The organism is Pedobacter cryotolerans (genome assembly GCF_005116475.1).
GTDB classification, from domain to species: Bacteria; Bacteroidota; Bacteroidia; order Sphingobacteriales; family Sphingobacteriaceae; genus Pedobacter; species Pedobacter cryotolerans.
Map to the genome: position 1 here is coordinate 120057 of NZ_SWBO01000003.1, position 19146 is coordinate 139202.

20 protein-coding genes are annotated in these 19146 nt (G+C 34.2%); 7 read left to right on the forward strand and 13 right to left on the reverse strand.

Annotated elements, in window-relative coordinates; all coding sequences use genetic code 11:
* The 4 genes from FA045_RS06045 to FA045_RS06060 all read left to right on the forward strand — a co-directional run bounded on the left by FA045_RS06045 (position 1) and on the right by FA045_RS06060 (position 3172).
* A complete protein-coding gene (locus FA045_RS06045; protein ID WP_136875530.1) occupies positions 1-639 on the forward strand; it encodes a PH domain-containing protein in 639 nt (212 codons plus the stop codon).
* Between the two features lie 83 nt (positions 640-722).
* The gene (gene lnt / locus FA045_RS06050) at positions 723-2345 is read left to right on the forward strand and encodes an apolipoprotein N-acyltransferase (RefSeq protein ID WP_136875532.1); all 1623 of its coding nucleotides are present in this window, start codon (positions 723-725) and stop codon (positions 2343-2345) included.
* A gap of 4 nt (positions 2346-2349) precedes the next feature.
* Positions 2350-2844 (forward strand): signal peptidase II, encoded by a 495-nt coding sequence (lspA, locus tag FA045_RS06055; protein WP_136875534.1) that lies wholly within the window; start codon positions 2350-2352, stop codon positions 2842-2844.
* 70 nt (positions 2845-2914) lie between these two features.
* Positions 2915-3172, forward strand: a complete 258-nt coding sequence (locus tag FA045_RS06060) for a YtxH domain-containing protein (protein WP_136875536.1) — start codon at positions 2915-2917, stop codon at positions 3170-3172.
* A 46-nt stretch (positions 3173-3218) separates the two neighbouring features.
* Here the strand turns inward: FA045_RS06060 and FA045_RS06065 are convergent, their stop codons facing one another.
* Together FA045_RS06065 and FA045_RS06070 are read right to left on the reverse strand one after the other, a co-directional pair.
* Positions 3219-4859 carry an NAD+ synthase gene (locus FA045_RS06065; RefSeq protein WP_136875538.1) on the reverse strand — a complete coding sequence of 547 codons (1641 nt, stop codon included), beginning with the start codon at positions 4857-4859 and terminating at the stop codon, positions 3219-3221.
* 29 nt (positions 4860-4888) lie between these two features.
* Entirely contained in the window at positions 4889-5530 is a 642-nt protein-coding gene (locus tag FA045_RS06070; RefSeq protein ID WP_136875540.1) for a porin family protein, read from the reverse strand.
* A 25-nt stretch (positions 5531-5555) separates the two neighbouring features.
* On the opposite strand from FA045_RS06070, the gene gldB reads away from it, so the two are divergent.
* Together gldB and FA045_RS06080 are read left to right on the forward strand one after the other, a co-directional pair.
* Positions 5556-6593, forward strand: a complete 1038-nt coding sequence (gene gldB / locus FA045_RS06075; protein ID WP_136875542.1) for a gliding motility lipoprotein GldB — start codon at positions 5556-5558, stop codon at positions 6591-6593.
* Between the two features lie 53 nt (positions 6594-6646).
* A complete protein-coding gene (locus tag FA045_RS06080; RefSeq protein WP_136875545.1) occupies positions 6647-7435 on the forward strand; it encodes a patatin-like phospholipase family protein in 789 nt (262 codons plus the stop codon).
* Positions 7436-7597: 162 nt separating this feature from the next.
* On the opposite strand, the gene FA045_RS06085 is transcribed toward FA045_RS06080, so the two are convergent.
* From FA045_RS06085 to FA045_RS06115, 7 genes are all read right to left on the reverse strand, one after another.
* Positions 7598-8314, reverse strand: a complete 717-nt coding sequence (locus FA045_RS06085; protein WP_136875547.1) for a 2-phosphosulfolactate phosphatase — start codon at positions 8312-8314, stop codon at positions 7598-7600.
* 82 nt (positions 8315-8396) lie between these two features.
* On the reverse strand, positions 8397-9476 hold the full coding sequence (gcvT, locus tag FA045_RS06090) for a glycine cleavage system aminomethyltransferase GcvT (protein ID WP_136875549.1): 1080 nt from the start codon (positions 9474-9476) through the stop codon (positions 8397-8399).
* A 478-nt stretch (positions 9477-9954) separates the two neighbouring features.
* Positions 9955-11157: a glycosyltransferase family 4 protein gene (locus FA045_RS06095; RefSeq protein ID WP_136875551.1), complete on the reverse strand. Its 1203-nt coding sequence runs from the start codon at positions 11155-11157 to the stop codon at positions 9955-9957.
* A 28-nt stretch (positions 11158-11185) separates the two neighbouring features.
* Positions 11186-11785, reverse strand: coding sequence for a ribonuclease HII (locus FA045_RS06100; RefSeq protein ID WP_136875553.1), 600 nt, complete (start codon positions 11783-11785; stop codon positions 11186-11188).
* Between the two features lie 123 nt (positions 11786-11908).
* Entirely contained in the window at positions 11909-13051 is a 1143-nt protein-coding gene (locus FA045_RS06105; protein ID WP_136875555.1) for an ABC transporter permease, read from the reverse strand.
* A 2-nt stretch (positions 13052-13053) separates the two neighbouring features.
* On the reverse strand, positions 13054-14196 hold the full coding sequence (locus FA045_RS06110) for a glycosyltransferase family 2 protein (protein ID WP_136875557.1): 1143 nt from the start codon (positions 14194-14196) through the stop codon (positions 13054-13056).
* Complete coding sequence (locus FA045_RS06115; protein WP_225871289.1) at positions 14174-15151, reverse strand: hypothetical protein; 978 nt, start codon at positions 15149-15151, stop codon at positions 14174-14176. The genes FA045_RS06110 and FA045_RS06115 overlap by 23 nt, the downstream gene beginning before the upstream one ends.
* A 44-nt stretch (positions 15152-15195) precedes the next feature.
* On the opposite strand from FA045_RS06115, the gene ruvC reads away from it, so the two are divergent.
* Positions 15196-15759, forward strand: coding sequence for a crossover junction endodeoxyribonuclease RuvC (gene ruvC / locus FA045_RS06120; RefSeq protein ID WP_136875561.1), 564 nt, complete (start codon positions 15196-15198; stop codon positions 15757-15759).
* A gap of 103 nt (positions 15760-15862) precedes the next feature.
* On the opposite strand, the gene FA045_RS06125 is transcribed toward ruvC, so the two are convergent.
* From FA045_RS06125 to atpG, 4 genes are all read right to left on the reverse strand, one after another.
* The gene (locus FA045_RS06125; protein WP_225871290.1) at positions 15863-16720 is read right to left on the reverse strand and encodes a DUF4349 domain-containing protein; all 858 of its coding nucleotides are present in this window, start codon (positions 16718-16720) and stop codon (positions 15863-15865) included.
* 225 nt (positions 16721-16945) lie between these two features.
* Positions 16946-17161, reverse strand: coding sequence for a hypothetical protein (locus FA045_RS06130; protein WP_136875563.1), 216 nt, complete (start codon positions 17159-17161; stop codon positions 16946-16948).
* Between the two features lie 61 nt (positions 17162-17222).
* Positions 17223-17993 carry a 5'-nucleotidase, lipoprotein e(P4) family gene (locus FA045_RS06135; protein ID WP_136875565.1) on the reverse strand — a complete coding sequence of 257 codons (771 nt, stop codon included), beginning with the start codon at positions 17991-17993 and terminating at the stop codon, positions 17223-17225.
* A gap of 169 nt (positions 17994-18162) precedes the next feature.
* On the reverse strand, positions 18163-19047 hold the full coding sequence (atpG, locus tag FA045_RS06140) for an ATP synthase F1 subunit gamma (RefSeq protein WP_136875567.1): 885 nt from the start codon (positions 19045-19047) through the stop codon (positions 18163-18165).
* Positions 19048-19146: the final 99 nt, after the last annotated feature.

Consider the following 19146-nt stretch of genomic DNA (forward strand, 5'->3'; position numbering starts at 1 on the left):
ATGAACTCAATAGATAGATTTTTAAGTGACGAACAAGATCCAAAAGCTGTAGAAAAAGTGATTGGAAAATTAAATGATTTACTAACCAGCGGCGAAGAACTTTTGTATTTAGCAGTACAAAAAAAGCCAGCTGTAAACTTGTTGCCAGATAGCATAGCCATTAGCAACAAACGTATTTTTTACTGTGAACCTGGGAATTTAGGTTTAACAATGAATTTTAAAGATATTTCATGGAAAAACGTTAAAGAAGTTTCTTTTAAAGAAGAGTTTTTTGGCTCAAAATTTATTTGTGTACCGCAGCATGGCGAAAATATTGTGACTGAATTTATCCCGAAAACGCAAGCCCGCAAACTGCACCAAGCTGCCAATGAACAATTAAATAACTTTAACGAAGCACTTAGACAGCAAAAACTAGAAGAAAACAGAACTCCAGTTACTGAAGCATTACCTGAGCCGCAATCATTTTTTCAAGCTCCAATAGAAATTGAAGAAGCAGTTGTAATTCCACAAAAACAAATTGAAGAACCGGAAGATGAAACAACTTTAAAATTGAGAAAGTTAAAAACACTTTACGATAAACAATTGATTACTCAAGAAGAGTATGAAAGTAAAAAATCAGCAATTTTAGATAGTTTGTAATAACCAGCATTGTCACGTTGAGCTTGTCGAAACGAACCACAAATCCTTCGACAGGCTCAGGATGACATCCTTCATAAAAAACAATGACAAAAAAACAAACTTACCTTCTCGCCTTACTTAGTGCATTTTTAATGTGGTTAGCTTGGCCACCACATATTTGGTTAGCGCCAATTTTACTTGTTGGCTTAGTTCCATTGTTTATCGCATTAGAAAATATCATCAACCAAAAACAGCCTAAAACTGGGAAAAAAGTTTTCTTAACTGCCGGATTAACCTTTTTAGTTTGGAACACGGCATCAATCTATTGGGTTTACAATGCAATTAGCGCATTTAACCAAGGTTTTGTTGGTGCAATTGTGGCTTTTCTTGTTTCTCTTATCCCCTATGGTTTAGGTGCTTTATTAATGACATTTGCATTTTGGCTTTACTACAGATTAAAAAGTAAAGTAAATCATATACTTGCTTACCTAGGTCTCATTTCTTTCTACATTTCGATGGAATATTTACACGAAAGCTGGGAATTGGCATTTCCTTGGATGACCTTAGGAAATGGTTTTGCAGGTATGCATCAATTGGCACAATGGTATGAATACACAGGCATTTATGGAGGTTCGTTATGGATTTTATTGAGCAATATCTTAGCATTTGAAGCTTACAAAGCGATAAAAATGGGTTCAATTGTTAAGGTTAAACTAACTGCTAGCTGGATACTGTTAATTGCTCTGCCTATCGGATTTTCTTTATACACTTATTTTAAATACGAAGAAAAATCGGTGCCAATAAATGTAGTTACCGTTCAGCCAAACATAGATCCTTACGAAAGGTATGGCAATATCTCGGCAACTGATCAAATTTCAACGTTAATCAAATTATCAGACTCTGTTGCACAAGTTAATACCGAGTATTTTTTATGGCCAGAAACTGCGATACCACGATATGCTAATGAAGAAACAATTAGGACAAATCCCGATTATTTACAGGCACAGCAATTTTTAAACAAGTACAAAAACGGCACACTCATTACAGGAATTGAAAGCGTTAGATTTTATGAAGATAAAAAAACTGTTTCAGCAAAGGTATATCCCATTGGTGGTTTTTACGATAATTACAATTCGGCTATACAAATAGAAAATTCTGCTCAAGTCTCATTTTACCATAAATCTAAATTAGTTCCCGGAGCCGAAAAATTACCCTTCCCTGCGGTGTTTTCTTTTATCGCTCCTGTTTTTGATAAACTCGGTGGTAGTGTTTCTGGCTGGGGTTGGCAAGAAAATCCAGCGGTTTTTTATTCGCAAAGTGGTGTTGGTGTTGCTCCAGTTATCTGTTACGAATCTATTTATGGTAGTTGGGTTGGCCAATCTGTTAAAGATGGCGCACAGTTTATCGCTATCATTACTAACGATGGTTGGTGGGGAAATACTTCAGGTAAAGATCAGCATTTGTTGTATGCTAAGCTTAGAGCAATAGAAAGCAGAAGATGGGTTGTTCGCTCTGCAAATACAGGCATTTCTGGTTTTATCAATCAGCGTGGCGATGTGGTAAAACAATCAAAATGGTGGACTAGAGATGCCTTAAAGCAGGATATCAACCTAAATGATGAAATTACAACCTACGTAAATAATGGAGATTATTTAGCTAAAATATTTGCTGTTATTGGCATATTATTAGCATTAATCATCCCTTACAAAAAATGGATTAAAAAATAGTTTGATGAAAAACAGAAAAAATTTGCGCTTATTTCTAATCCTGCTAATTGTGGCTTTAAACACAGGCTGCGATCAGGTTTCTAAAATAATTGTAAGGGAAAAAATTGACTACCACGAACAAATTAGTATCATCAAAAATCATTTTATATTAACCAAAGTAGAAAATACAGGAGCCTTTTTAAGTGCAGGTAATGATTTGCCTTACGCAATAAGATTAATTTTGTTAAGTATTTTACCCGTTATTGTTTTAGGCTTTGGCCTATACTACTTAATTGTGAAAATAAATCTGCCTAAAATAATGCAAATCGGCATGTGTTTTTTAATTGGTGGAGGTATTGGAAACATTATAGATCGATTGCTTTATGGATCGGTTACAGATTTTCTACACATCGATTTTGGTTTATTTAGAACAGGGATCTTTAACTTGGCTGATGTTTCTATTATGGTTGGAATTGGAATATTAATTATCAATTCTATTAAGCAAAAAGTATATGTTTAAACATCTATAAATCAATTTGTTATATTATTAAATAATTTTATATTTGATGTTCACCTAGATAAATAAACAAATGAATATTGAAAATCAACAACCAGAAGAAGAAAAAGGATTTTTTGATAACTTATCAGATAGATTCGAAGAATTGAAAGATAAAGCTGAAGATCAGTTTGACGTTTTAAAAGACAAAGCTGAAGATAAATGGGACGAATTGAGCGAGGAAGCTAAAGAATTAGCATTAGAGGCAAAAATTAAACTAACTCAGCTAAAAGATCAAGCAGAAGACAAATGGGATGATTTAACCAATGAAGACCCTGCAAAAAAAGTCTAAATAAAAATGTCCCGAAAACTCGGGACATTTTTATTTCTAATTGAATTTAAGGATGATATTTTCCAACAATCGGCATTCTTCGGCCCATGCCAAAAGCTTTAGGAGATACCCTTAAAATTGGTGGCGTTTGGTAACGCTTAAATTCTGCTTGCGTAACCATTTTTAAAATCCTATTTACCAAATTTTCATCAAACCCTTGTTCAATTATTGCTTTTGAGCCTTTTTGTAGCTCAATATGCTCAAATAAAACCTTGTCTAAAATATCGTATTCAGGCAAAGAATCAGAGTCCTTTTGATCAGGTCTTAATTCTGCCGAAGGCGGTTTAACAATTGTATTTTCTGGTATAATTTCCCCATCCTTATTAATGTATCGTGCCAACTCAAAAACTTGCATTTTATATACATCACCAATTACCCCAATTGCCCCACACATATCGCCATAAAGCGTTCCATAACCTACCGCACATTCGCTTTTGTTAGATGTATTTAACAAAATATAGCCAAATTTATTAGACATGGCCATTAAAATAATTCCCCGGCATCTAGCCTGAATATTTTCTTCGGTTAAGTTGGGTGCTAAGCCAGCAAATGGTTTAGCTAACATGGCATCAAAAGCATTGGCTGCTTCTTTAATTTCGATGATTTCGTGTTTACATCCAATGTTATTTACCAAATCAAGCGCATCATTTACAGAATGATCTGATGAATATTTAGAAGGCATTAAAACCGCCATCACATTTTCTGCACCTAATGCCCTACAAGCTAAAGCACAAACTACAGCAGAATCTATTCCGCCAGATAAACCTAAAACAGCTTTCGTAAAACCAGATTTTTTAAAATAATCTTGAATACCTAAAATTAAAGCATCGTGTATTTGTGCAATATCAGTTACTCTTTCTGCTGCCGGATATTTATTTTTAACGTTTTGTACTTCTTCTAAATCAAATACCTGAAGGTCTTCTTCAAAATATTTCATTTCTGCTTTTACTTCTCCAGTTTCATCAAAAACTAAAGATCCACCATCAAAAATAATTTCAGTTTGTGCCCCAACCTGGTTTACATAAAACAAAGGCAGCTGATATTTTTTTGCATTATCAGAAAGTACTTGGATCCGATCTTCATCATGGCGATAATTAAAAGGCGAAGCTGCAATATTGATCATCAAATCTGGCGATTGTTTAATCAACTCATCCATCGGACAAGACACATACAATGGATTATCATTGATGTTCCATAAATCTTCACAAATGGTTAATGCAATTCTTTTGCCTTTAAAATCTATGCACTGAAATGCTGTATTCGGCTCAAAGTAACGATACTCGTCAAATACATCATAAGTTGGCAATAAAGCTTTTTTGGTAATTGCCTTAATTTCGCCATTCTCAATAAAATAGGCTGCATTATATAAATCCTTACCTGCTAAAATTGGGTTTTTTATTGGTAAACCTACAATGCAAGCAATTTCGGCACAGTGTTTAGCAATTTCATGAGCTGCCGCATCACACTGTGAGATGAAATCTTCGAATTCTAAAAAATCACGAGGCGGATAACCACAAATAGCCAATTCAGCAAAAACTACAATATCTGCTCCTTTGGCTTTTGCCAATGCAATGTTTTCGATAATATGTTTTGTATTATTTTCGAAGTTACCAATGTGATAATTGAGTTGTGCTAAGGCTATTTTCATATCAAATGTGACAGTTTTTAGAAAAATTATTAAAAGAATACGGCTACATTAATAGCTACATAATGATTTCTAACCGAATAGCTATTTTCTGTTAATTTGGTAAACCCGTTGTTAAAAGTTAAACCTCCCATAATACTTGTTTTGTCATCAATTGCAAACTCACCACCTGCACCAATAACTAAACCCGCTCTGTAAAAATTAGTGAAATCAGTTGCATTAATATCATCAGCAACTACATTACCCCCTAATTTAGCGTCTTGTCTGGCGCCAATTCTAAAACCATTTGATAAGCCAAATTGACCATACCAACGGATATCATTAATTTCTCCTGTTTTTAGCTTAATAGTTAATGGAACTTCGATATACTGCATCATGTATTTTAAATCGTAAGTACCTGGTGCGGTGTATTGCACTGGATTAATTTCAGTGCTTTTGCCATTAATCGTGGTAATGGTTAATCCTGTAGAAAAGCTGTAGTTTTCGGCAAAGTTAAAATCGCCTAACAAACCATAGGTAAAACCTAAGTTAGATCCGTTCCCTTTTCCGCCTTCGGCTTTAATAAATCCAAAATTTGGATGTGCAGTTAAACCCAATCTAAATCCATTTTTTTCTTGAGCGTTTGCATTGGCCGCAAAAAATAAGCAGGCAATTGCGATAAGTGTTTTTTTCATCGTACTTGTTATTATATTTGTTTAAATGAATAAAAAGGGAAGATCTCTGCAAAGCTATCTATTTTTTTTGTGTGTAGCTGTAATTTTTTCTTGTAAACAAGATAAAAGACCAGACATTAGCAATATAGACTTAGCTATTAAAGTTGAACGTTTTGATCAAGAATTGTATCAAGCGAAAAATAAAGATGTAAAACAAACTGACCTTATGTTTAGTAAAACTTATGGTTCTTTCTATGCTGATTACATCCAGAAAATGGTGGGCACACCAGAATTAACAGGAACAGAAGTGCTCAATATTTTGTATAAAGACCAAGCCTATGAAATGTTAAGTAAAGAAGTCGACAGTGTTTACCCCAACCTCAACAAAGTTGAAACTGAACTTACAGAAACCTTTAAATACATCAAATATTATTATCCAAAAACAAAGGTTCCAAAATTTATTGCTTACCTATCGGGATTTGCCTACCAAGTGGTTTTAGCAGATGATTATATAGGCATAGGTTTAGATATGTTTTTAGGCAGCAACAGTAAGTTTTATCCGGCAATTGCACAAAGTGTACCTCTTTATGCTTCTAAAAGATTTACACCCGCTTACATCACGCCAAGAGTAGCAGAAGTTTTTGCTAGAGAAGAGCTTTTCCCTGAAATAGATGAAGACCGCACGCTGTTGGATAAAATGATATATAATGGTAAAATTTTATACTTTTTGGATCTGGTTTTACCTGCAAATACTCCAGATAGTTTAAAGATTGGCTATACAGTTAAACAACTAGATTGGGCTAAAAACTATGAAGGAAATATTTGGGGATTATTATTGCAAAACGAACTGCTTTTTCAGACTGATATGCAAAAGATCCAACCTTTTCTCAGCGATGGACCGTTTACAAATGGTATAGGCAGCAAAAAAGAATCGGCACCAAAGTTGGGATACTTTATAGGTTGGCAAATCGTTAAAAAATACATGGCAGAAAATCCTAAAATTACCTTACAGCAATTGATGGAAAAAACAGATACTCAGCAATTTTTAACTGAAGCTAAATACAAACCTAAAGAAAGTTTGTAATTTTCGGTTGGCAGTTTTCAGTTAACAGTTATCTCAAATGAACTAATGAACCAATGACAAAAATTAAATCAAAGAAAAAAATAGGCATTGTACTTTCTGGCGGAGGCATTAGAGGGATCGCACATTTAGGCGTTTTAAAAGCATTCTCTAACTTAGGTCTTGAGTTTTGTCATGTTAGCGGTACTAGCGCTGGCTCAATTGCAGGTTCTTTTTTCGCAGCGGGTATCGATCCCGAAGAAGGGCTAAACATATTCATCAAAACAAAATTACTTCGCTTTATTCGTCCAGCTTTAGGCTCTTTAGGCTTAATAAACATCGAAAATGTACGAGATATTTTAAAAGATTATTTCCCACACGATAAAATTGAAGACTTAAAAATTCCTTTAACCATTTGTGCAACCAATTTTAGCGAAGGCACACTTAGATATTTTACCGATGGCCCATTAATTAGAGCAATTTTAGCTTCAAGCTGTATCCCAGGCATTTTTAAACCCATCATGATTGACAACCACATGTATGTTGATGGCGGAATTTTAAACAACTTTCCAGTAGAGCCACTGCTTAACAATTGTGATTATATCATCGGTTCATCTTGTAACCACCTGAAACCTGTAGATAAAATCACCAAAATATCGAGCTTAATGCAAAGAGCAGGTATCATGTCCATCAATCATGATATGGAAAGAAAAGTTAAATTTTGCGATTTATTAATTGAACCCAAAGGAATGGGAGAAATTAGCACTTTCGATATGAAAAAAGCAGAATCTATTTATTGGACAGCCCATGAAGAAACACTAAAAGCGATTAAAAACAGCGAGAGTTTTCAAGAGTTGATCCCCTAAATCCATCTCCGAATAGAAATTTATTTTACTATTATCGTCATTTCGAAATGAGCTTTTCGCGATTGAGAAATCTGTCAATTTTAGCACCACAAGCTCAACGTATTCTAGTAATTTTCAAACGAAGAGATCTCTCGTCGCTGCGCTCCATCGAGATGACGAAACTTATAACATTAAAGGTATCAACCTCTCCCCTTCCAATACTGGTATAACCTTACACATATCAACTTTTAAGCAAAACTTCACATCTTCTTCAATGTTTAGTTGCTCTAAGCGGTGATTGTGAGATGATTTTTTCAAATAACCCCTCAAATCATCTTTAGCCAATACATACATATCTTCTGCGGCAACACAAGCATCATCAAAGTGTACAAAGTCTTTGCGCAACACATTTACTACAGCACCTGCAAATAAGGTATCTTCTAAATTAAATTTATCCTTCCAACCAGCACAAAGCAGCAACACATCTTTATCTTGCACTTTTAGCCAATTACACAGTGAGGTTAAATTTAAAAAAGAACCAACAACAACTTGATGCGCTCTTTCTTGTGCCATGTGCATTGCTTTTGTGCCGTTAGTTGTAGTTAGCACAATAGTTTTACTAGCAACTTTTTCTTTTGTGTAAGAAAATGGTGAGTTGCCAAAATCATAACCTACAACCACTTCTCCATTCCGCTCTGCGGCTAAAAGATAACCCTTTTCGGCATAAGCCAAACAATCTTCTACCTGCGCAACCGGAATAATTGCTTCTGCCCCATTATCCATACCATAGGTGATAGATGATGTTGCTCTTAATATATCAATTACTACTACAATACTATTTTCTATATTGTAAAGATGTAATAAAGCAGGCGTGAGGCAAACTTCGATGGTTCTAGACATGAAAATGAGATGTGAGATGTGAGATGTGAGATGTGAGTTTTAAGCGCCCGAAGTCTCAAATCTCACATCTAATGTCTCCTATCTATTTATAAAACGGAAACTTAACTACTTTGGCTTTTACCTTGTTATTTCTAATTTCGATATAGATTTCTGTGCCTTCTTTAGCCAATTCTTTAGTTACATAACCCATACCTATTGCTTTTTGCAACGATGGCGATTGTGTACCAGAAGTTACTTTACCGATTACATTTCCTTCGGCATCAACAATTGGATAATCATGACGAGGAATACCTCTATCAATCATCTCAAAACCAATTAATTTACGCGAAATACCTGCTTCTTTTTGCGCTTGTAAAGCTTCAGAATTGGTAAATGGTTTGGTAAATTTAGTAATCCAACCTAAGCCAGCTTCAATAGGCGAAGTTGTATCATCAATATCATTGCCATACAAACAGAAACCCATTTCTAAACGTAAAGTATCACGAGCGGCTAACCCAATAGGTTTAATTCCGTACTCGGCACCAGCCGCAAAAATTGCATTCCACACCGCATCAGCATGTTCATTATCGAAATAAATCTCGAAACCACCTGCTCCAGTATAACCAGTTGCCGAAACTAAAACGTTATCAATTCCTGCAAATTTTCCCTTTTTAAAGGTGTAATATTCCATCGATGCTAAATCAATATCGGTTAAACTTTGTAAAGCATCTGCCGCTTTCGGACCTTGAACAGCTAATAAAGAAGTTTTATCAGAAATGTTGTGCATTTCTACATTGGCAGTATTAAACTTTTGGATCCAATTCCAATCTTTTTCAATATTGCTAGCGTTTACTACCAACATGTAGCTCTTTTCATCAATACGGTAAACCAATAAATCATCTACAATACCGCCATCTTCATTTGGCAAACAAGAATATTGAATTTTGCCATCGTGTAATTTAGAGGCATCGTTACTGGTCACTCTTTGTATTAAATCTAAAGCATTTTCTCCTTTTAAAATAAACTCACCCATGTGGCTCACATCAAAAACACCAACAGCATTTCTAACTGTAGCGTGCTCTACATTTATGCCTTCGTATTGCACAGGCATGTTGTAACCGGCAAAAGGCACCATTTTAGCACCTAATGAAATATGTTTATCTGTTAATGCGGTATTCTTCATTTATTCTGTATTAGTATTTTTAAAAACTGTTAACTAAAAACTGCTAACTAAATTGGGTGGCCTAAATTACTAAGAATACAGCAATTTTTTTTGCCTTTTTTTGGCGTTTTGTCATTCTGAGCTTGCGAAAAATCTCTAAGCTAAAGCTGATTATTTCTGTTGAAAAAAATAGAATAACAGCCACATAGAATTAGAAAATGTATATCGCTTTTTCATCGCAAATTCAGCCCCAATTCCGTTTCAATCTTTTTTTGCTGTCATCCTGAGCGTAGTCGAAGGAGCAAAAAAAGGATTTTCACTACAATTGGGTTTAGAGAACAAAGGGTTGTGATAATAGGGCAGTTTTTCCGTCAAGCAAAAAAATTGCCTGATATTATTGTCAATGCAGTTCTACTAACAAAATCAACATTGAGATTCCTCGTTCCTCTGAATGACAAAAACACCGTTTCACCTTAACAAACCTAACCTGCGGCTAAAATTAGTTTAAAATCAAGTCTTCATAAATCCTCAACATCCGCTCTGCGTTTGTATTCATTTCATGATCTCTTTTAACAGTTTTACGGGCATTTTCTCCAATCTCTCGCCATCTGTTAGGTTTAGTGATACACTGTAATATAGAACGGTAAAATTCATCAGCAGTATCGGCAATTAAAATATCTTTACCGGGTTTGCAGTTGATTCCTTCGGCAGCCATAGTGGTTGCGATGATGCATTTTTCCATGGCCATACCCTCAATAATTTTTACCCGCATCCCACTTCCAGAAAGTAGCGGAACAATCATAATCGCTTTTGAGTTCATAAACTCAACCGCATCAAAAATTTCACCCTCTACAATTAAGTTTTCAGAATCGTAATCGAAAAACTGCTTTTGCATATTCTTACCAGCAATGTAAAAACGCAATTCGCCGTTTAGTTTCTCTATATCTGGCCAAATTTCATCTAAAAACCATTCTAAACCCTCTTTATTTGGTCGCCAATCCATTGCTCCTAAATGAAACAAAGTTGGGAAACTTGTTTTGCTGGTATCTACATTGTATTTATCAAAATCTATTGCTACAGGAAAAACTGCTAATTTTGTTTCGCAGCCCATTAATAAAATACTTTGTCTATCAGGCTCGCTTATCGCAAAAACCTGATGAAAACGATTAATTTGCTCGGTTTCGTAAACCTTTAATCGCCTAGATAGAAACTCTAAATATTTTCTTCTTGGGGTAAATTGTTCTAAAACAGCTAGTTTTTCCCAAACATCAAATTCAATATTGTGCGCTCTGTAAATCAGCTTTGCTTTACTAAACTCTTTAACGGTATCTAAATAAGGTACTACAAAAAGTCCTTCAAATTGCACAACATCAAAATCGTGATCATGTAAAACGTGTTCTAAAAGTTTCGCTGCATCATCATCGTAAAAACGAGAAACGTTATAAGATTGGTTTGAAAAAATATTAAAAAATGCGCCCCAAATATTAACCTCTGTATCGATATTGTAAGAATGAAAGTTAATTTTTTCGAACACCGGATCATAAATATCATCAACATCCACATTATGCTTTGCGGTGTTAATACTAAACAACGTTACTTCAACTCCTAAATGCAGCAATCCTTTTATGGTATTGTAAACCACAATTGGGTAACCGCTATTTGGCGGAAATGGTACACGATTGGTTAATATTAAAGCTTTCACACATCGAAATTACAAATTTTAAATTTGCTTATAAAGAAAGAACCAATTGTGGGTCGCTAATATTAAAAGTTTTTCGGTGAAAAGGAGATAATCCTATTTCCATAACTGCATTTCGGTGTTGGATGGTTGGATAACCTTTATTCTGTTTCCAATTGTAATGCGGAAAGTCATTGTGCAAGTTTGCCATGTACTCATCTCGATGTGTTTTAGCTAAAATTGATGCCGCGGCAATATTTAAATATTTTCCATCGCCTTTTACAATACAACAATGTGGTATTTCGGCATATTTTTTAAAACGATTTCCATCAATTACCAAGTGTTGCGGCACCACCATCAGCTTTGCTATAGCCCTGTGCATTGCCAAAAAAGAAGCATTTAAAATATTGATTTGGTCAATTTCCTTATGATCCACAAAAGCTACTGCCCATGCTAAAGCTTCTCGTTCAATAATTGGTCTTAATTCATCACGTTGTTGATGGGTTAATTTTTTAGAATCGTTTAACCCTTCTAAGTAAAAATCTTTAGGCAAAATTACAGCAGCGGCTGATACTGGCCCAGCCAAGCAACCCCTACCCGCTTCGTCGCAACCAGCTTCAATTAAATCGATGTTATAGCAATTGATTAACACCTAGCAAAGTTAAATAAATTAGTTTTAATGAAATGATGAATTGCTGATCTGTTTAGTTAAATGTTAAACCTTGTTAGTTTAACTTTTCAGCTTCCCAACTTCCCAAACTAACCAACTTCCCGACTAAACTGTAACATTTTGTCCTTTAACATCAAAAGCATCGCGTAAGCCGATGGCGATGAGATTAAAAGCATAAACCGTAAGCATAATGGCCAAACCTGGCAGCAAGGCTAAATAAGCAGCATCCATTATAATATAGCCATAATGTTCTTTTATCATGGTTCCCCAACTTGGCATAGGTGGTTGTGCACCAAACCCTAAAAAGCTCAATCCGGTTTCTAATAAAATAGCCGAAGCAAAGTTTGCTGATGCCACAACCAAAATCGGCCCTGCCACATTAGGTAAAATATGTTTAATGATGGTTCTTGATGTGGAAAATCCTAATGCTTTTGATGCCTCTACAAATTCTACCTCTTTTAACGACATTACTTGTCCGCGAACTAAACGGGCAACATCAACCCATGTTGAAAGGCCAACAGCGATAAATATTTGCCAAAAACCTTTTCCTAATGCGAAAGAAATAGCAATTACCAGAAGCAATGAGGGTAAAGACCACACCACATTCATAAACCAGCTGATGCCGGCATCTACTTTACCACCAAAGTAACCTGCTATTGCACCTAAGCTTACACCTATAAACAATGAGATGAGCACAGCCATAATGCCTACAGACAGCGAAACACGAATTCCTAAAATCAATCTGCTGAGCATATCTCGCCCGTTAATATCTGTGCCTAAATAAAAAGTTTGTTCGTATATATTGTGTTTTTCCAATAGCATTTGTGTGTTGCCCAATTTACTAGGCAATAAACAAGTAGCGCATAAATCTTTTAAATTATAAACACTTTCTTTTGCAGTTTCTTCATCTCCAATATATTCGTATGCATAAACTTTATTATCCGCTATGCGATATGATGTAATAGGCACACTTCTAAAATTAGCTTTTTGGCCATAAAGCATCTTTTCGAAAAAATCTGCTTTTTCTACATTTTTTATACGTTCTGTTATTAAAAATTTAAACGTTCTACCAGGTTTTACTTTATTAAGCTGTAGCTGATAAGTGTTTGCGTAAGGTGTTTGATCTGGAATAATTGAATAACCCAAAATACCCAGCAACATTAAAATGGATATGAAAATCAATCCCCCAAACGCAAGCCGATTGCGCTTAAATCTTTTCCATATTTTACTTGAAGGACTATTATTCATTATTAATTAACCAATCTTCCTTTCCAATCGTACTTACCAGAGCTGCCTAATATGCCAATATAAATGAAATATAAGATGTGAGGAATATTTAGGATAGGCAGTAAAAATAACAATTGTTTTCGCTTAAAGAAATTTGTTATCCCGATTAGAAAAATAAGTTCGATGATAAATTTTAAAGCGAGCTGAATGAATAAAAATTGTAAACTATTTGAGGCAGGAAAAATTATGGCTAAAAATGCATTGATAAGAATACTTAAGTTAAACAACCAAATACTTGCGCCCAGAATAAGCACTACTTTATCTTTATACTTTGTTGTTTTAGAAGCCCACCTTTTTCGTTGTTGCAAAAATTCGCTCAAGGTTGGCTTGGCATGGGTATACACAATTGCATCAGCATTTTTTAAAAAGCCAATTTTGCGATCGTACATTGCCGTCATTTTATGCAATAACAATTCATCATCTCCAGATGCTAAATCATCAATCCCTGTAAATCCGCCAACTTCAAAAAACGCCTCCTTTTCATAAGCCAAATTAGCTCCATTACAGGTGCTAGGGTTATTATTACCAATTGTAGAGGCTCCCAAACCTATTAAATACGAGAACTCTAGGGTTTGCAATTTTTCAAAAAAACTTTTCTCCTCAAAATAGGCAACAGGCGATGAAATCATTTTATACCCATTGGTTTCATAACAATTTACAATGGTTTTTAACCAATTAGTACCCATTCTACAATCTGCATCTGTAGTGATGATTAAATCTCCAACTGCCTCGGCAATAGCAGTTTGAATTGCCTTCTTTTTGTACGAATTTAAGGCATTAGCTTCATTTAGTGTAATCAATTTTACACCATCTTTGGCATAAGAAGAGATAATTTCGGAAGTTCTATCCGTAGAGTGATCATCTATTACAATAACTTCAACCAATGATTTATCGTAATCTTGTGCAATAATATCTGATAAAGTTTTACCAATTAATAATTCTTCGTTTCTTGCTGCTATAAGGATAGATACTTTAGTTTTTGCTTGATTATTATTTGGCTTAAAAACCTTAATAATTGCCCAACCTCTTATAAAAGTTGCCACAACAAATACATAAATAAGGGTTAGAAAAATAGAAAAGTAACTAATTGCGGTTATGACTTCCAAAGAAATTGAGTTTAAAAACGAAATAAGATCCTAATATAGCAGGAATTATAATATTTATGAGCCAAATACTGGCAATACATGCTACAACTGCTGTGTTTTCTTGGGTTACGTACTTAAAGAAAAATATGGCGGTTATACTTCTAATGCCTATATCTAATAAATCTAACGATGGTAATGATGACTGTACAAAAAACAAAATACTAACCAGCATCACTACATCAAAAAAATTAATACTTGGAATTAGCCACAAAAACATGATGAAGTATTGCGTACTAAAAACCAGATATCTTGCCAAACAAAAACCTAAAATTTTAAGCAATTCTAATTTTTTATACCTTGCCAAAATAGCATAAAACTTTTTATACTTGCGTGTAAAACGCATGGATAATAAAATGCCATTTAGCCATTTAATATTGAAATAAAAAATAATGAAAAATAAACAAAAAGCTATCGCAATAGCTAATACAGCTAAAAACAAACTGTGGTCTATTGCAGTAAAACGATAAACAAAAATACAGATTGCAATTGCTCCAAAAACATTAGTTAAAACGAGTTGTCCGATATTACCAACCGCCATTGCAACTACTCCAATTATTCTTCTTTTTGGGGATAGAAAAAATACCCTTCCGCCATACTCCCCTAAACGATTTGGTGTAAAAACTGCCCACGTTAAGCCACAAAAAACAGACTCAATGGCTAACCACAAGCTAATTGGCTCAACTTGTTTAATTAATCTTTTCCATTTTAACGCCTCAATACCCCAATTCATCAACATCAATCCGATTACGCTAGAAAGCATTAACCAAATTTCCGCATGTGGCATTAAATCTATCAATTGTAAAAATGATTTAAGGTCTTTATGCCCGATTAACTTCTCGTAAATAAACCAAAAAGCAAGTATTACAATCGCAATTTTAATAATGAGAGAAAATATCCTTTTATTTTTAGCTAACAAAATTTTTGCTTTTTGTGTGTACAAATATGCTTAATATTGTTGTAATGTTAATCGAAAAAAAGGAACGAGTAATTATGGGTATTGACCCTGGCACAGCAATTATGGGCTATGGCATTGTATTAGAGAAAGGTAGCAAGATAGAATTAGTGAGTATGGGCATTGTTAGAATGGATCATTTAGATGATCATTTTTTAAAACTTCAACGCATTTTTGAAAAAACTATCGGATTAATTGACGAATATAAACCAGATGTTTTAGCCATTGAAGCTCCTTTTTACGGGAAAAACATACAAGTAATGTTAAAATTAGGTAGAGCACAAGGTATTGCGATGGCAGCCGCATTATCTCGAAACATTTCGGTAACAGAATACGCCCCCCGAAAAATTAAACAATCTATTACAGGTAAAGGCACTGCTAGTAAAGAACAAGTTGCAGCTATGCTCCAAAGGCTTTTAAACTTCAAAGAAACTCCCGAATTTTTAGATGCTACTGACGGTTTAGCGGTTGCTGTTTGCCACTCTTTTCAAAGAATAAATACAAGTAACAGTGGTAAATCTTACTCTGGTTGGGATGCTTTTGCTAAAGATAATAAGAAAAGGATCAAATAAGTAAGCCATCGAACGAAACGTAGCGAGAAGATATCTATTTTTTAACATAAAGAATCTCCTCGCGAAAAGCTCGTTGGAAAGGACGTTACCAATTAACTTGATCTTAAATTTTTCTGCTCCTCAAATAATATCTAATTCCAAAAAACAAAACAAATCCCATCACAACAAACATCCACAAATGTGATAAAGCCAATATTAACTCTTTAAAATATTTCCATCCATCCATCATATTTAAACCTAAACGTTTAAAAAAGCCAGGTTTGTAATCAGATAAATTATCGTTGCCAACAATTAAGGTTTTCACTGTATTATCTTGATAAAAGTTTAAGGTTATTGTGCTGTACTTCACACGTTGGTCGATATTCATATTTTCTATCTTTTTATCAACGAAATCATCTTTTATGTAAAGAGAGGTTTCTACATTATTGCCTTTTCGCTTAGCGGTTTGGTTAATGGTATTTATTGCTTCACTTCTATTTTGGGCTTTTAGTTTATTAGATAAATAGGCAATACTCTGATCGTCCATTTTCATGGCTTGATTATCTACAAAAACGGCCATCTTAGCTACATCATTTGTAAACTGATCCAATTTTTCAGAAGGTATTTTAGCAACCAACAAACCTTCCTTTTTGTAAGAAGTGATTTCCTTTAAGGAATCTATCGAAAATCTAACTTTAGTGGTCTCATGGATATAACTGTTAATGGAAAATTCAGCTACTGTTCCACCTTGAGATTTTATTACCGAACTTAGTTTTTGTTTAATATCTTGAACATCCTTAACCCTAAACCGCATATCTGCAGTTTTTATGATTTTATCTGCTAAACTTGAAGAAGTATCTGCAGAAAGTTCAACTTCCATTACTTTTTCATTATTTGCTGAATCAGCATAGTCTTCTTTTTGTTCTCTGCTACAGCCGAACATGATTACCATGATAGCGGCACAACATACATATTTTTTCATCCTGTTTAAATTAGGTTGTTATTTTTTGACAGTGTTATTCCATAGCTTTTACTATGCAATTTCAGCATCAAAATTTTAAATAGTTAATTGTACCGGCCGGTATTGCTTAATACAAATAGGATGAAGAAGTAACCTTAAATCTTTAAACGTAACGGAAATGCTACAAAAAAAGAAAATCCCCTTCAGTTAAACTAAAGAGGATTAAATATTGTAAAAAAGTGTATGTTATTTTGCGTCTAATATTTTAAAAACTGCTTTGCAGCATATAAAAGCACCAATAAAAAGAATTACCCATGATACAATCGATAAAATAGTTGAGTCGAATGCAAAACGTAAAAATACTCCAATCATACTTACGATAACACCAACTGCAATTAACATATATATAGGAGTTTGATTAGCAGTTTCCATGCTTTTTTCTCTTTCTTCAGATTGATTCATCTCTTTATGTTTTAAATTTATGGTACAAAAATAATATTAATTAACTAAATAAAGCAACAAATTAGTAACTTTTAAGTTTCTCTAACCTTTGTTTTCCTTTATCGGCTTCGCTTAATTTATCTTCCTTATATAAAAGCTTTTCCCAATCGCCATACATTGGGTTTGGTAATACGATAAAACGCGTCCCGAACTGGTTTTGCATTAAGTTAACCTGTTCTTTGGTATCTTTTCCTTCACGATAAAAAACATTAGAAAAATCACTTAAATTATCGCCACATAATAACAAAATGTTATACTTTTCTAAGATCTTTTGTCGGCGAGGTTCTTTATCTGAAGTAGTTGTTTTTAACACTAAATGTGCTTCATCTGCATTTGGAAAACCAAATTTCTGCAAGTTTTTTAAGGTGCCTGCATGGTCAGCTTCCTCTCTGTTAGTCACATAAAATACTTCAACATTTTTGCTTGCTGCAAATTTCAAAAACGATAAAGCGCCTGGAACTGTATCCGCTTGTGCTAAAGCCGTCCATTCCGTCCAATCTTTTTGCACGTAACTTACTCCTTTTTTTATTTCATGACCTTGAAAAGCAGAGTTATCTAAAACTGTTTCATCAGCATCTACAATAACACAATTTGGCTTTGTATTAGCTTGGTTCCATAAGGCTTCTTTTAAAGATAACCTAGCAAAATTATAGGCCTGAAATGCTAAAGCTCTATACTCTCCGCTATGTTGTTGCCAAAGCACTGCATTTGTATAATCTCTTTCAGGAGTTTTTTGCGCAAAAGTTAAAATTGGCAAAATGCCAAAAGTTAGTATGAAGAGGTATTTTTTCATTTGTGATTAAGTTAAATCCAATAAAAACATAATAATTTTGGATTACAATCCAAAATAATCATAATAATTCTAGATTGCGAATATATTGATCATTAAAAAACCCTTACCAATTAAGATAAGGGTTTTAAAATTTTTGTCCTTCGACTACGCTCAGGATGACAATTATAGGCTATCCATTTAACGCAGCAGCACCACTTACAATCTCAGTCAACTCTGTGGTAATTGCAGCCTGACGAGCTTGGTTATAAGCTAATTTTAATGCTTTAATTAAATCGCCAGCATTTTCTGTTGCTTTATCCATAGATGTCATACGAGCACCGTGTTCTGAAGCATGAGAATCTAAAACTGCTTTATACAATTGAATTTTTATCGACTTAGGAATTAATTGCGTTACAATCTCTTCTTGGTTCGGTTCTAAAATGTAATCGATGTTAGTAGTTTTAACATCTGCTGATGTAGCTTCTGCTTTAGGCAAAGGTAACAATTGCTCAGTTGTTAAAATCTGTACAGCAGCATTTTTAAATCTGTTGTAAACAAGCTCAACTTTATCAAATTCACCTTTTGCAAAACCAGCCATAATCGAATCGGTAATTTTGCTAACGTTGTCGAAATTTAGAGCCATATAAACTTCGCTATTGTTGCCAATAACATTGTAATTACGTTTCTCGTAAAAATCTTGAGCCTTTTTACCAACAGCAACAATACTTACGTTACCGTTTTTTAGTTGCTCACTATATTTTTCGGCAATTAAATTATTAGTAGCTTTAATTACGTTCATGTTAAAAGCACCAGCCAAACCACGGTTTGATGATACCACAACCACTAATACTTTATTAGGCTCACGTTCCTGAATATAAGGAGATGATGAACCTTCTAAACTTGCAGAAAGATTACCTAAAATCTCTTTCAGTTTAGTAGCATACGGGCGTAACTGTACAATAGCATTGGTAGCACGTTTTAACTTCGCAGCCGAAACCATTTTCATAGCTTTGGTAATCTGCTGGGTAGATTGTACCGATGATATACGAATTCTTACTTCTTTTAAATTAGCCATTCTTTATTTAGATGTGAGATGTGAGATATGAGATGTGAGACATTACTGCCCAATCTCAATTCTCAAATCTATTTTCTCAATTGCAGATATGAGATGCGA